Origin of the sequence: Paractinoplanes abujensis (genome assembly GCF_014204895.1) — a bacterium.
GTDB lineage: Bacteria > Actinomycetota > Actinomycetes > Mycobacteriales > Micromonosporaceae > Actinoplanes > Actinoplanes abujensis.
On record NZ_JACHMF010000001.1, the window covers coordinates 7,396,831 to 7,410,810 of the forward strand.

A 13,980-nucleotide genomic window follows, 5' to 3' on the forward strand; every position below is an offset into this window, starting at 1 on the left:
GCTAATCGTCGTTGAGGATGGTTCCCGCGCCGCGGCCGTCCACCAGCCGTACGGCCGACAACGCCGTGACCTCCAGCGTGAGCCGCTCGTCGCGCTCGCGGAGCCGGTCGCCGCGCACCTGGACAGCGAAATCGACCCGGGTCGCGCCGGCCGCGATCGTCCGGCAGCCCAGATACGGCTCGTAGTCCGCGTAGGGCAACGTCGTCGTGCCCGGCACCGTGGTCGCGCAGACCGTGAGCGCCTGGCTCAGCGGGCGGGTCAGCGTGACCGGGAAGACCAGCGGCGTACGGCCCGCGTTGCCCTCGACCACGCTCGCGTCCCCGACCGTCACCCCGGCCCGTGACTGGAAACGCGCCACCTGTGGGTCGTGGTCGCTCACACCGTCCGGGTGGTCGGCGTTGAGGTGGGCCGAGCGCATCTGAATCAGGTCGCCGTGCAGGGCGTCGTTGACGAACAGGTGGTCAAGCGTCTGGGCCTGGCCCTCGAAGACGTACGAATAGGCCGCGCTCGGGGCCTCGGTGACCAAGTTGTCCCACAGGTTGTGCAGCCCGGCGGCGTACAGGGGGCCGAGCTGGTCGCCGGGCGTGGCCGGGAGCGGGTCGTCGGGGCGCGGGAAAACGTTCAGGTCGCCGCCCAGCACCACCCGCGCGTCCGGGTGGCCGGCCTCGATGGCGTCGGTGATCGCGGCCCCGTACGCCGCCTGCTCGCGTCGCTGCCCGACCCGGGTGTCCGGTCCGGACGAGAAGTGGTTGCTGATCGCCCACAGCTGGTAACGGTCGTTCGAGCCGGGCGCGGCCCGCACCTCGAACAACCCCACCTGCGGGGCTCGGGTGTAGACGTTGCTGCCGTCCACGCCTGTCGAACGGTCGACGTCGGCCGGCAGCACGGCGTTGAACGCCTTGGGGTTGGCGACCTCGTCGTTGCCCGGCGCAGGCGCCCCGCGGTAGGGCACCTGCAGGGACATCTGGTTGGCGGCCACGAGCGACAGCCGGTCGGTGCGGTAGAGGAAGCCCGACACGATGCCCCGCGCGTCGGCGCCACCGCGGTCGGCCGCCGCGTCGTACCCGGGGCCGTCGATCCGGCCGATCGCCAGCGCGAGCTCCTGCAACGTGTCCGGCTTGCCGTCGGCGAGGTCGGGCCCACAGCTCAGCACGGCCCCGACAACCCGGCAGATGTCCTGATCCTCCGCCTCCTGCACGAGGATCAGGTCGGGCCCGTGCAGACCGGAGACGACCTGACGGGCCAGCCCGCCGACCCGGCTGTCGTACTCGGACTGGCTGCCGGGCGCGTAGTCGAACGGCGGGTCGACCCCGGGGCAGCCCGCGTTGCCGATGAAGTCGCAGCCGTCGGCCGGATCGTCGCGGAAGTCGTACAGGTTCTCGACGTTGAACGTGGCCACCGCGAGCTCACGCTGCCGGTCGGCGGGCCGCGGCGGATTGTTCGCGGCCGGGTCGGCGCCGCGGGTGAACGCGACGCCGGCGACCTGGATGCCGTACTTGTTGAAGGCGTAGTAGAGCCCGCCGACCGCGTCGCTGCTGACGGTGTCGAAAGTGCGGGCGGGCGGCAGCACCACCGAGCTGTCATCGGCTGCGGCCTTCACGCCCATCGGCCCGAGCATGATGCGGTTGCCGTTCCCGTCGGCCACCTTGTCGAGCGGGTGGGCGTCGCGGAAAACCCTTCGCCCGTACGGGTCGGGGCGCTTCACCACCGGATCGTCGCGGTCGACCAGCCACACCTCGGCGTCGTCGGTGGACGCGTACGTCTTCGTGTTCGAGACGACGCCCGAACCGGCACGCACCCGCAGCTGCATGCCCTCGCGCTGCTCCCAGAAGAGGTCAGCCGCGGGCTTGTCGGCGGGCGGGGTCGCGTCGTCGATCCGCACCTCGCCGGCCACGTCGAGCCCGGAGGCCAAGGTGGTGACCCACTCGGCGCCGGTCAGCTGGGTCAGGTTGAAGTATTCGGCGACCCGGGCGCTCACGATGATCTCGTCGCCCGGTGTGGGGGCGTAGCCGCCGATCAGGGTGGTGAACGTGCCCGTGTAGACGAAGACGCCGTCGGAGGTGGCCGGGTCGTCGTCCGTGTCGGATGTGCGGCTCTGCAGGAAGAAGCCGTGCTGCTCGACGCCGGTGGCCGTGTGCGACCGGGTGAGCTGGGTGACCACGCCGCGGACCTGGTATTTCGCGCTGCTCGAACCGTTGCCGGTGGCCGGGGCGTACGGGGATCTGGCGGTGTTGCCCTGAACCGCTCCGACCGTGAGCGGGTCCTGACCGATGGCGGCATGGGCCTGCGCCGGCAGGGCCAGGCCGACTGCGGTGACGAGTCCGGTGATCAGAATGCGACCGAGCACGGTGCCTCCACGGCGGACCGGCGGTTGTGTCGTCCGGTCGCAGGAGGTTGAGCTTAGTCGATGGACTCGAGGCTTTGAACCAGTTGGGAAACGTCGGCACCATACTCGAACCAGTCGCGGTCGGGCTGATAACCCAGCTCGGCGTTGACCTTGAGCATCGACTCGTTGTGCTGCGCGTTCCAGGTCTGCACCTCACGCAGCCCGCCCTCGGCCGAACGCAGCTCGAACAGCATGCGCGCCTTGATCGCCCGGTCGATGCCGTAGCCGCGGTGGTCCCGCACGACGATCGTGTCGTACTGGTCGGCGCGCTCGGGATGGTGGGCCGGGACAACTACCTCGGTCAGGCCCGCGACGACGCCGCTCTCGTCGTGCAGGGCAAGCACGATGTACGGCTTCAGGCCCCGCCTGTGCAGCGTGTCGAGGGAGTCGCGCAGCCGCTGCGGATCGGAGGAGCGCGGCGCCAAGTCGAGGTCGTCGTCGTCCTGCGCCTCCAGCTTGGCCTGCGCGTACGCCTCGAGCAGGTGGTCGGGCGGGCCGCCCGGGTGGAACTCGACGCTGTAACCGGCGCCGATGCTGCCCGCCATGACCGTGAGGGCGGGCCAGTCCACCGAGGACAAGGTGAGCACGCTGCGCGTCTCGACGAACTCGCGTTCGAACCCGAGGGACTCGTAGAAGGCGATGGCCGGGGTGCCGCCAATCGCTTCGACGCCGATCGTGGAGAAGCCCTCCAGGTAGGCCCGGCGGGCCGCGACCGCCACAAGCTGCCGGCCCAGGCCGCGCCGGCGCAGGCGGGGACTGACCATTATCTCGAGCACGCCGATGTCGCCGAGCAGCAGCATGCTGACCACGGCGAAGATCTCACTCTCGCCGTCGGGGAGGCGATCGTCCTCGGCGACCCAGCTGATCCGGCGTTCGCCCGGCATGGTCTCGGAGAGGTAGTCGCGCACCTGACCGTCGACCCACGGCGGGTCGTCGGGGAGGTCGGTCGCGAGCACCGCGTTCACCGTCTCCACGAGCGACTGAATCTCCGCCGCCGACGCGGACCGGGGATCCCATTCACGAACCCTCACCCGTACAGCTTGCCGGTAAGCGTTCCTTCTGGGAAGTGCTGCGAACGGAAATGTATAGCTGTCGTCACGGTGCGTGCAACATGGTGGTCAGCTGCGCGACCGCTTCCCGTAATCATCGGCCGCGTCGAACACTTTCTGTGCATACGGCCCGACCGCGTTGTACGACAGGATGGCGTCCCGCCACGAATCGCCCCGCGACATGTCGCGCCCGTTCTGGCACAGGTATTTGGCCGCCGTCATCGCCGCGTCGTCGATGTCGTTGGGGTCGGCCACACCGTTGTTGTCGGCATCCACCTTGTAGGAGTTCCACGTGGCCGGGATGAACTGCATGGGGCCGACCGCCCGGTCATACGTGGTGTCCTGGTCGAGCGCGCCCCGATCGGTGTCCGGAATCAACTGACGGCCGCCCTTGCCGTCAAGCGGCAACCCCATGATCGGCGGCAGGCTCGTGCCGTCGGTCGAAAGCACCGACCCGTTGGCGCTGCCGTGCGACGACTCGACCTTGCCGATCGCGGCCAACGTGGTCCAGCTCAACCGGCACGACGGCGTGGTGCGGGCGGTGACGAGCTCGGCGTAGCCGTACGCCTGCACCGCGACCACCGGAATGCCGACCCGCGTGCCGATCTGACCCGCCCACCCCGCGAGCGCGTCAGCCGGCCGCCCGCCCAGCTGAGCCACAGTGGTGGGCGCCACGGTCGGCGCCAACGTCGGAACAGCCGTGCCCGGCAACCCACCCGGCGCGCTGCCCGGCAACCCACCGGGCTGCCCCGCCGACGGGACCCCGGCCGGGGCCTCGAGCGGAAAGCCGGGCGTGGCACTGGGCGAAGGCGCCGACTCGAGCGCCTCGGGCACCAGGTAGGCCCCGGCCGTGCCCGCCGCCCCGAGCAGCACAGTGGCGATCACGGCGGGCACGATGAGCCGCCCGCTGGGGCGCTTGGCCCACGCCGCCACCCCACCCGCGGCCCGCCCGGCAAACCCGAACGGCCCACTGCGGCGCTTGACCGCCACCGCGACGCTCGCCGGGGTTTTGCTGTCACCCTTGCTGTCCGCGTCGCCCTTGGTCACGGCGGGCGGCGTCTTGCTCCCGGGCGCGGCCTCCACGGCGGTCTTGCCGGCGTCGTCCTTGTGCGTCGCCACCGCACTGAGCCGCGCGGCCCGCTCTACCTCGCTCAGGGGGCCGGCGGGTGGGGGAGCCTTCGCGCCCGCGGCTCCGGCGGTTGTGCCTGCGGCGCCAGCCGTGCCCGCGGCTCCGGCCGTCGTACTCGTCGCCCCGGCGGTCTTGCCTGCCGTCCCGGCCGTCCGCGCCGCCTCAGCGTCGGGCTGCGCTGCACTGCCTGTCAGCCGCGTGCCGCTCGTCGAACCCGTGGCGCTCGCCGAACCTGCAGTGCCAGCCGTGCCCGCGCTGCTTGCCGTGCCTGTGCTGCTTGCCGGGCCTGTGCTGCTTGCCGTGCCCGCGCTGCTTGCCGAGCCTGCGTTGCTAGCCGTGCCCGCGCTGCTCGTCGCGCCCGCTCTGCTCCCCACGGCCGAACCGCTCGCCGGGGCCGAACTGCTCTCGGGGCTGCTGGCCGGCCGCGATCCGCTCGCCGAGCCCGTGCCGACTGCGCTGTCCGCGCCCGGGTTGGCTGCGCCTGTGCTTGCCGCGCCCGTGCCGACTACGCTGTCCGCGCTTGTGCTGGCCCCGCCCGCCGCGTCCACGCTGGAAGGGCCCGCCACGCCCGGTTCTGCCGCGGCTACGCCCGCGCGACCGGTGCCGGGCCCGCCGGCCCCGGTCGCGGCCGGCCCCGTCGGCTCGACGTCGGCCGCCGGAGCTTTCGGTGGCTCGGTGGTGCGCTGCTTCGGTATGCGTGCCGGCTCTGTCTCTGTAGTGGGGCTGGCGGCGCGCGGCGGCTTGGGCGGGGCCGCGCCGGAACTGGCCAGCGGCCCACCCTGATGAGGCGCCGCAGCTCTCAGCTCGGGCCGTTTCGCCTCTTCGTCCTGCCGATCCACCACGCGGACGACACTACCCAACCCGAGCCTGCCTGGGCGTGCCCACGTTGACGCCTGTGGATAACTACGGCGCCTGTGGATAACTGCTTGATCCGCTTGGTGGAGGCGTAGGCTCTGGGCCCGCCCCCGGTTGGGTGGGGTAGGGGTGGTGGCTGGTTCGTGACCCGGCCGAGGGCCTACTCTTCGGGCATGCCGCGTTACGAGTTCCGCTGCCGCGCCTGCGGCGACACGTTCGAGGTCAACCGGCCGATGAGCGAGGCCGCCGCGCCTACCGCGTGCCCGCAGGGTCACGGCGACACGGTCAAGCTGCTTTCGACCGTCGCCTTCACCGGTCGCGGTGGCAGCGCCCCGTCCCGCCCGGCGGCCCCGGCCGGTGGTGGCTGTTGCGGCGGTGCCTGCGGCTGCTGACCGCGGGCGGCCCAGCCCAGGACCGCATCGGCTGCGGCGACCCGGCTCACCCAGCGGCGGCATCAGCCCGGCCCAACCATCGGCCACGTCAATCGCCGGGCGGCGCCCGGCCCACCCAGCGGCGGCGTCAACCGACGCGCAGCGACCGGGCCCACCCAGCGGCGGCGTCAACCGACGGGCAGCGACCCTGCCCACCCGGCGGCGGCGTCGACCGTGTGGCAGCGCCCCGGCCCACCCAGCGGCGGCATCAACCGCCGCCCGGCGGCCGCAGCCCCCTAACGACCGCACCCGGCTGCCACCCCCGGCCAGCCCACCACCCGCAGCCCGGCACCGGCCCGCGACTTCCGTCGACGGCCGCTGGCCCGCCACCGCGCCCCGCTCCAGCCGCAAGCAACCCGGCGGAACACACGATCGATGCGCCGAGCGTGATCCACCCGCCCGGGCACGCTGGCGCCCGGCCCCGCTGGGACTACACCCTGTCCACATGGCGAGACGGCCACACTTCCGGTGGGATTTCCTCGCTGATCTCCCGGGATGGCGGACCAGCGGTGCGACCTGCGGCGAAGCGCACGGAAATATGATGATCTAGCGGTACGGGGACGGCTTGGCCAGTCGTTCGCGACGTGTCGCACAGGGTGCCTCTTGCGGGGACCGCCGAATGGGCGGCCGGAACTGGCCGACTGCGGCGTGACTCCGCTCGATCCATTTCGTTACGTCACGCGTAGTGCTTAACGAAGCCGCTGGTGTCCTCCGTCCAGGGTCGGTCGTGGCGGGTGGATGATTACCGTCCGTTTCTACGATGGCCGGTGACACAGTGATACGGCAGCATGAGACGCGACTTCCCGAAGGGGGCGGAGGTTCAACCGTGGCGGGACGGACCGAGCTGCCGAGTGGGCTGGTGACCTTTGTGTTCACCGACATCGAGGGCTCGACACGGTTGGCCCGGATGCTCGGCGACGACTACGGCTTGGTCCTCGGCGATCACCGCTCGGTGATGAGGACTGCGTTGAGTGACTTCGGCGGTGTCGAGCTCTTCACTGAGGGTGACAGTTTCTTCATCGCTTTCCACGACCCGGCGATGGCCGTCGCGGCCTGTGTGGAGGCTCAGCGGCAACTGTCCGCATTCGCCTGGCCCGGTCCGGATGTCGCGCCCCGCGTTCGGATGGGCATGCACACCGGCTGGGCTCGCCCGGTCGGCGGCGAGTACGCCAGCGTCGAGGTGCACCGCGCCGCCCGGGTGGCCGCGGCCGCGCACGGCGGCCAGATCCTCTGTTCCGGCGCCACCGCGCTGGCTCTGCTGACCGCCGGCAGCGATGCCCCGTTTGCTGTGACCGGCCGGCCAGAGACGCAGGAGAAACTGCTCGATCTGGGCCCGCACCGGCTCCGCGGGTTCGACGACGACGAGCGCATCTTCCAGGTCCTCGCGCCCGGCCTGGAGCGCGATTTCCCCCGCCCGCGCACCGCCGCCGCGCCCACCGACAACCTGCCTGTGCCGTTGACCGATTTCGTCGGCCGTCGCGCTGAGCTGACCGAGCTCACCGAGCTGGTGCAGCGCCATCGCATCGTGACTGTCACGGGGCCCGGCGGCGCCGGCAAGACGCGCCTGGCGCTCGCGGTGGCTGGGCCGCTTCTTCCCACGTACGCCGAAGGGGTTTGGACGGTCGACGTCGCGCACTCGCAGCAGGGGCTGGCGCCTGCGTTGGCTGCGGCTCTCGGCGTGCGCACCGAGCCGGGTCGCCCGGTGCTCGAGACGCTGCTGGAGCACTGCGCGGGGCGCCGGATGCTGCTGGTCCTGCAGACCGCCGACACCGCGCCGGCCGCGTGCGCCACGCTCGTACGGCGTCTGCTGGCTCGTTGCCCGAAGGTGAGTGTGCTGGTCACGAGCCGGGTGCCGCTGAACGTGCCGGGGGAGGTGGTCTGGCGCATCCCGCCGCTCGCCCCGGCCGACACGTTCGCCTTGCTCGCCGAGCGGGTCGCGGAGGCGTGCGGTGGCCGGCACGACGACGCCGGGCTGGAGGACGTAGCGGCCCTGCTGGAGGGTTCGCCTCTGGCTGTCGAGCTGGCCGCGGCCCGGCTCCGTTCGCTTTCGCCGGCCCAGCTGGCGGCCCGCCTGGGCGATCCGTTGTCCGCGCTGGACCCGGTCGAGGCGGAGCCCGGGGACCGGCACGAGAGTCTGAGGGCCACTCTGGACTGGTCCTACCGGACGCTCAGCACGCCCGCCGCGAGCCTGTTGCGCCGGCTCGCGGTCTTCGCCGGCACGGTCGATCTGGCCACCGTGGAGTGGTGCGGCGCGGACGCGCTGGGTGCGCTGTCCGAGCTGGCCGACAAGTCGCTGGTCGAGGTGGTGCCGGGGCCCCGCTATCGGTTGTCCGGGCAGGTCCGCGCGTACGCCGCTCGTCGCCTGACCGCCGCCGGGGACGAGCGTGCGGTGCGGGACAGGCATGTCGCCTGGGCTTTGCACACGCTGGAGTCCGTCATGCTGGACACCGACGGCCAGGTCCGCACCACGTCGCTCACCGAGATGACCCCGTACGTGCCGGAGTGGACGACGGCGCTGCGCTGGGCCGCGACCAAGGGCAGTGTGCGCGCCGGGCTGCGGCTGGCCCTGGCCCTGGACCCGTGGTGGCGCGAGCACGGCGGGGCCAGTGAGGGTCGTGATCTGCTGTTCCGCCTGTATCGGCGGCTCGACGGGGTCGATGTGGAGCCGGGCGTGCTCGGTTACGCCCATCTGGTGCACGCCGGGCTGTCGGAGGACCGTTCGGAGCGTACGAGGTTCCTGGACCGGGCGGAGCGGATCGCCCGCGCCGAGGAGAACCAGGCGCTGCTGGTGCATTCGCTGGCCGGGCATCGGACCACCCTGATCGAGGCCGGCCGGCACGACGAGGCCGAGCAGCTGTGCCGTGAGGTGATCGCCCAGGCCGAGCGCAACGGGGTTGCCGAGTCCGCGCTGCCCGCCGTGATCGCGCTGGCCGAGCTGCTGTGGCGCCGCGACGAGCTGAATCAGGCGGCCGAGCTGCTCGGTGGCGCCCGGCAGGCCGAGGCGAACTGCCCCGAGCACCGCGGCAAACGGACGGTCGACTGGCTGCTCGGCATGGTCGCGTTGCGCCGCGGTGACCTGGTCGCCGGGCACGATCACCTGGTGGTGGCGCTGCGGTCACGGCTGCGGCACGGGTTCCGTGGTTCCGCGGCCGACGCGGTGGCGGCGATCGCGGTGCGCTGCGCGATGGGTGGCGACCCCGCGACCGCCGCGGTGCTGTTCGGTGGGGCCGAGGCGGCGCGCGGGGCCCGGCGTACGGAGATGTTCGGGCGTTTCTGGTCGGCCCAGCAGTTGTCGTTGCGTTCGGCGTTGGGCGACGCTGCCTTCGACGCCGCGTACGCGGACGGGGTGGGTCTGGGTTTCGACCGGATCGTGGCGATGGCGCTGGCCGTCGAGCACCCCGATCTCGCGGATGGCGCGGCCCGGTTCGCCCCGACGTTGCAGGGCAGCTAACGGGTTCGCATCAGCCTTTCCGCACGGTCGAGGTCGGCCTGGCGCACGAAGGAAACCGAGCCGAAGATCCGTACGGCCTGGTAGTAGGTCCACGCCACGCTGTAGCAGGCGGCCCGCACGAGCACGCTGTAGCGCACGCACACTCGCTTCATGTCGGCGTAGAACGTGTCGTCCACGCGCGCCTTGTTCGCCGCGAACCGGCCCAAGTCCTTGTAGTTGCGGTAGCCGAAGTCGTGATGCCAGCACGCGTTGGCGAAGTCGAAGCCGAGCGGCCGTTCCGGGCTGGCCGAGCAGTAGTCGGTCGACCAGTCGAAGCCGTAGCTCAGCCAGGGTTCGCGGTCGAGGCGGGCCGCGTTCCACTTGGCGGTGCCGGCCGCGGTGGGCTGGGTCCAGCCGGCCAGCACGGTGGCCTTGTCGGTGGTGGTGGCCCGGGCGATCCCGGCCGGGGCGAGCAGGGCCAGCGCCAGGGCGAGGACAAGAGTGATGCGTCGGGTCATCACAGCAGTCTTGGAACCGCCCCCGCTCGCATACAACGTTGTCGATCCCGCTTTGCCGATGCGTGCCGAAGCTCTTGTTTGATGTTCCTGAACGATGATTAATGTGATGTCCTGGGTAGTCGTCCCAGGCGCGATCGCTATGGTGTCACCGTGCGGGGCATCACATGATCAATCTACCGAGGGTCCGACAAGGGCCCCTGCGTGCGCTGGCCATCCGAATGGCGCTCGCGATCACGCTCGTCCTGGTCACGGTGGCGGTCATCTACGCCGACCGGGACGGGTATCGGGACGTCAACGAGGACGGGCTGACCCTGCTCGACTGCTTCTACTACGCGGTCGTGTCGCTCTCCACCACCGGCTACGGCGACATCACGCCGGTCACCCCGCACGCCCGCCTGATCAACGTCCTGTTCATCACCCCGGCCCGCGTGCTCTTCCTGATCATCCTGGTCGGCACCACCCTCGAGGTGCTGACCGATCAGTACCGCAACAGCCTGCGTGTCACGCGGTGGAGGCGAAAGTTGAAGGACCACATCATCATCTGCGGTTACGGCACCAAGGGCCGGGCCGCGGTGGCCGCGTTGCTGGAGACGGGCTACGACAAGTCGCGAATCGTCCTGGTCGAGAACAACTCCGACGGCGTGCGGCAGGCCATGGCCAACGGGCTGGCGGTGATCGAGGGCAACGCGACCCGCTCGGCCGTGCTGCTGCAGGCGGACGTCAAGAACTGCAAGGCCGTCATCATCGCGACCGACAGCGACGAGGCCTCGGTGCTGATCACGCTGACCGTACGGCAGTTGACGGCCGGCCAGGTGCGGATCATTGCCTCCGTCCGTGAGCAGGAAAACGCGGCCCTGCTCAAGCAGAGCGGCGCCCACCACGTGATCGTCTCGTCGGCCACCGCGGGCCGCCTGCTCGGCCTCACCACCACCGCGCCGCCGCTCATCGACGTCGTGGAGGACCTGCTCACCCCCGGTCAGGGCATGGCGCTGGCGATGCGCAGCGCCGAGCGGGCCGAGGTCGGCCGCAACCCGCGCGAGCTGTCCACGCTGGCCGTGGCGCTGATCCGCCGGGGCAAGGTGCTGCCGCTGGGCGGTGAGCAGAAAATCATGATCGAGACCGGCGACCTGATCGTCTACATCCGCGACGAGAGCAGCAGCGTCGACGTCGCGGTCTGAACCTCGCTACATGATCGTCCAGGTGTCGGCCTTGTTGAGCAGCGCGTCGAGCATCTGGTCGGGGGTGCCGTCGGCCTGGGCCTTGGCGTCCACCAGCTGCTTGGTGATGAGCTCGTCGTAGGACGGCCGCTGCACGTTGCGGAACACTCCGATGGGGGTGGTGCCCAGGTCGGAGCCGGAGAGCCGGGACAGGGCGAACGCGTAGGCCGGGTCGTCGACGGTGGCGTCGTGCACGATGGCCTCGCCGCCCTCTTCGACCTTGAGCCCGAACCCGCCCGCCGGGTGGGTCACCGAGAACTGCTTCTGGGCGCCGAACGTGATCGGCTCGCCCTGCTCGAGCCGGATCAGGTGGTCGTCACGGCTGCCCGCGTCCTTGAGCAGCTCGAACGCGCCGTCGTTGAAGATGTTGCAGTTCTGGTAGATCTCGACGAACGCCGAGCCCTGGTGCTCCGCCGCGGCCCGCATCACCGACTGCAGGTGCTTGGCGTCGGAGTCGATCGTGCGGGCGACGAAGGTCGCTTCCGCGCCCAGGGCCAGCGAGATCGGGTTGAACGGCGAGTCGGCCGAGCCCGCCGGGGTCGACTTGGTGATCTTGCCGAGCTCGGACGTCGGTGAGTACTGCCCCTTGGTCAGGCCGTAGATCCGGTTGTTGAACAGCAGGATCTTGAGGTTGACGTTGCGGCGCAGCGCGTGGATCAGGTGGTTGCCGCCGATCGACAGCGCGTCGCCGTCACCGGTCACGACCCACACCGACAGGTCGGGCCGCGACACCGACAGCCCGGTGGCGATGGCCGGCGCCCGGCCGTGGATCGAGTGCATCCCGTACGTGTTCATGTAGTACGGGAAGCGTGAGGAGCAGCCGATGCCGGAGACGAACACGATGTTCTCGCGCGGGATGCCCAGCTCGGGCATGAACCGCTGCATGGCGGCCAGGATCGAGTAGTCGCCGCAGCCGGGGCACCAGCGCACTTCCTGGTCGGACTTGAAGTCCTTGGCGGTGAGTTTCAGTTCCACGGCGGGGCTAGCCATTCTTGACCACGTCCTCGAGCATGCTCTCCAGCGTCGCGGCGGTGAACGGAAGGCCGCTGACCTGGTTGAAGGGGACCGCGTCGACCAAGTACTTCGCGCGGATCACATGGGCCAGCTGACCCAGGTTCATCTCCGGGATGACGACCTTGTCGTACGCCGCCAGCACCTCACCGAGGTTGGCCGGCAGCGGCGCCAGGTGCCGCAGGTGGGCCTGCGCGATCGGCAGGCCGCGCTGGCGCAGGGCCCGGCAGGCCGCGCCGATCGGACCGTACGTCGAGCCCCAGCCCAGCACGAGCACCCGCGCGTTCTCGTCGGCGTCCTCCACCTCGAGCTCGGGCACCTCGATAGCCTCGATGCGGGCGGCCCGGGTACGCACCATGTGCTCGTGGTTGGCCGGGTCGTACGAGATGTCGCCGGTCTTGTCGGCCTTCTCCAGCCCACCGATGCGGTGCTCGAGCCCGGCTGTGCCGGGAACAGCCCACGGCCGGGCCAGCGTCTCGGGGTCGCGCAGGTAGGGCAGGAAGCGGCCGTCGGCGTCATTGGGCCCGGTGGTGAACTCGACCGAGATGTCGGGCAGCTCGTCGGAGGAGGGCAGCAGCCACGGCTCCGAGCCGTTGGCCACGTAGTTGTCCGACAGCAGGATGACCGGCGTGCGGTATTTCAGGGCGATCCGGGCGGCCTCGATGGCCGCGTGGAAGCAGTCCGACGGCGACTTCGGCGCGATCACCGCCAGCGGCGCCTCGCCGTGCCGCCCGTACAGGGCCATGTTGAGGTCGGCCTGCTCGGTCTTGGTCGGCATGCCGGTGGACGGCCCGGCCCGCTGCACGTCGACGATGACCAGCGGCAACTCGAGCGCGATGGCCAGCGAGATCGTCTCGCCCTTGAGCGCCACCCCCGGGCCTGAGGTCGTCGTGACCCCCAAGGCGCCCCCGTACGAGGCCCCGAGCGCGGCGCCGATGGCGGCGATCTCGTCCTCGGCCTGCATCGTCGTGACGCCGAACTTCTTGTGCTTGCTCAGTTCGTGCAGGATGTCGGAGGCCGGGGTGATCGGATAGGCGCCCAGGAAGAGCGGCAGCTTGGATCGCACGCTCGCCGCCACCAGCCCGAGCGCGAGCGCCTGGTTGCCGGTGATGTTGCGATAGGTGCCCGGCTGCATGCGCGCGGGCTTGACCTCGTAGCGGACCGCGAAGTCCTCGGTCGTCTCGCCGAAGTTCCAGCCGGCCTGGAAGGCGGCCTTGTTCGCCGCGACCAGGTCGGGGCGCTTGGCGAACTTCGTCTCCAGGAATCGCAGCGTCGACTCGAACGGCCGCGAATACATCCAGCTCAGCAGGCCGAGCGCGAACATGTTCTTCGCGCGCTCGGCATCCTTCTTGGCCACGCCCAGCTCGGCCAGCGCGCCCACCGTCATCGAGGTGAGGGCGACCGGGTGCACCGCGTACTCGGCGAGCGAGCCGTCCTCCAGCGGGTTCGCCGCGTAACCGACCTTGGCCAGGCTGCGCTTGGTGAACTCGTCGGTGTTGACGATGATGTCGGCGCCCGCGGGCAGGTCGGACAGGTTGGCCTTGAGCGCGGCCGGGTTCATCGCAACCAGCACGTGCGGCGAGTCGCCGGGGGTGAGGATGTCGTAGTCGGCGAAATGCACCTGGAAGCTCGACACGCCCGGCAGGGTGCCTGCGGGGGCCCGGATCTCGGCCGGGAAGTTCGGCAGGGTGGAAATGTCATTGCCCAGCTGGGCGGTCTCCGAGGTGAATCGGTCACCGGTCAGCTGCATGCCGTCGCCCGAGTCGCCGGCGAACCGGATGACCACCCGATCCAGCTGTTCGACTCGCTTCGCTCCAGCGGATGCGGACACGTTCGCAACCTCCCAAGGGTGCCGGCCGGCGGGGGAGCACGTCTGTGGGCCGGCCCGCGATAGTCATCTCCAGCCTACGTCGCCGCTCCTTACGAACCGGTCGAGGCCGTTGACCACAGTAGC

General features: G+C 70.8%; 9 protein-coding genes and 1 pseudogene. 4 read left to right on the forward strand and 6 right to left on the reverse strand.

The window, feature by feature from the left end; all coding sequences use genetic code 11:
* Nucleotide 1: 1 nt before the first annotated feature.
* The 3 genes and pseudogenes from BKA14_RS33935 to BKA14_RS45310 form a co-directional block, all read right to left on the reverse strand.
* Nucleotides 2-2,257, reverse strand: a pseudogene (locus tag BKA14_RS33935) (lamin tail domain-containing protein); the annotation flags it as partial.
* 143 nt (nt 2,258-2,400) lie between these two features.
* Nucleotides 2,401-3,417, reverse strand: coding sequence for a GNAT family N-acetyltransferase (locus BKA14_RS33940; RefSeq protein WP_184954843.1), 1,017 nt, complete (start codon nt 3,415-3,417; stop codon nt 2,401-2,403).
* 87 nt (nt 3,418-3,504) lie between these two features.
* Nucleotides 3,505-4,554 carry a lytic transglycosylase domain-containing protein gene (locus BKA14_RS45310; RefSeq protein WP_239092588.1) on the reverse strand — a complete coding sequence of 350 codons (1,050 nt, stop codon included), beginning with the start codon at nt 4,552-4,554 and terminating at the stop codon, nt 3,505-3,507.
* 208 nt (nt 4,555-4,762) lie between these two features.
* Between BKA14_RS45310 and BKA14_RS45315 the strand changes: the two genes are divergently transcribed.
* The 3 genes from BKA14_RS45315 to BKA14_RS33960 all read left to right on the forward strand — a co-directional run bounded on the left by BKA14_RS45315 (nt 4,763) and on the right by BKA14_RS33960 (nt 9,301).
* Nucleotides 4,763-5,347, forward strand: coding sequence for a hypothetical protein (locus BKA14_RS45315; protein ID WP_184957305.1), 585 nt, complete (start codon nt 4,763-4,765; stop codon nt 5,345-5,347).
* Nucleotides 5,348-5,592: 245 nt separating this feature from the next.
* On the forward strand, nt 5,593-5,811 hold the full coding sequence (locus tag BKA14_RS33955; RefSeq protein WP_184954844.1) for an FmdB family zinc ribbon protein: 219 nt from the start codon (nt 5,593-5,595) through the stop codon (nt 5,809-5,811).
* An 865-nt stretch (nt 5,812-6,676) separates the two neighbouring features.
* A complete protein-coding gene (locus BKA14_RS33960; RefSeq protein WP_184954845.1) occupies nt 6,677-9,301 on the forward strand; it encodes a winged helix-turn-helix domain-containing protein in 2,625 nt (874 codons plus the stop codon).
* On the opposite strand, the gene BKA14_RS33965 is transcribed toward BKA14_RS33960, so the two are convergent.
* Nucleotides 9,298-9,798 carry a phospholipase gene (locus BKA14_RS33965; RefSeq protein ID WP_184954846.1) on the reverse strand — a complete coding sequence of 167 codons (501 nt, stop codon included), beginning with the start codon at nt 9,796-9,798 and terminating at the stop codon, nt 9,298-9,300. The two genes, BKA14_RS33960 and BKA14_RS33965, sit on opposite strands and share 4 nt — an antisense overlap.
* Nucleotides 9,799-9,962: 164 nt before the next feature.
* Between BKA14_RS33965 and BKA14_RS33970 the strand changes: the two genes are divergently transcribed.
* Entirely contained in the window at nt 9,963-10,976 is a 1,014-nt protein-coding gene (locus tag BKA14_RS33970) for a potassium channel family protein (RefSeq protein WP_184954847.1), read from the forward strand.
* A 6-nt stretch (nt 10,977-10,982) separates the two neighbouring features.
* Here BKA14_RS33970 and BKA14_RS33975 read toward each other — a convergent pair whose 3' ends face one another.
* Both BKA14_RS33975 and BKA14_RS33980 read right to left on the reverse strand, forming a co-directional pair.
* Nucleotides 10,983-12,005, reverse strand: coding sequence for a 2-oxoacid:ferredoxin oxidoreductase subunit beta (locus BKA14_RS33975; RefSeq protein ID WP_184954848.1), 1,023 nt, complete (start codon nt 12,003-12,005; stop codon nt 10,983-10,985).
* Entirely contained in the window at nt 11,998-13,857 is a 1,860-nt protein-coding gene (locus BKA14_RS33980; RefSeq protein ID WP_184954849.1) for a 2-oxoacid:acceptor oxidoreductase subunit alpha, read from the reverse strand. The genes BKA14_RS33975 and BKA14_RS33980 overlap by 8 nt, the downstream gene beginning before the upstream one ends.
* Between the last annotated feature and the right edge of the window lie 123 nt (nt 13,858-13,980).

Excerpts from the sequence above, each read along its gene's own strand:
- BKA14_RS33975 (WP_184954848.1), bottom strand. The coding sequence starts at position 12,005 with ATGGCTAGCCCCGCCGTGGAACTGAAACTCACCGCCAAGGACTTCAAG.
- BKA14_RS33970 (WP_184954847.1), top strand. The coding sequence starts at position 9,963 with ATGATCAATCTACCGAGGGTCCGACAAGGGCCCCTGCGTGCGCTGGCC.
- BKA14_RS33955 (WP_184954844.1), top strand. The coding sequence starts at position 5,593 with ATGCCGCGTTACGAGTTCCGCTGCCGCGCCTGCGGCGACACGTTCGAG.
- BKA14_RS33965 (WP_184954846.1), bottom strand. The coding sequence starts at position 9,798 with ATGACCCGACGCATCACTCTTGTCCTCGCCCTGGCGCTGGCCCTGCTC.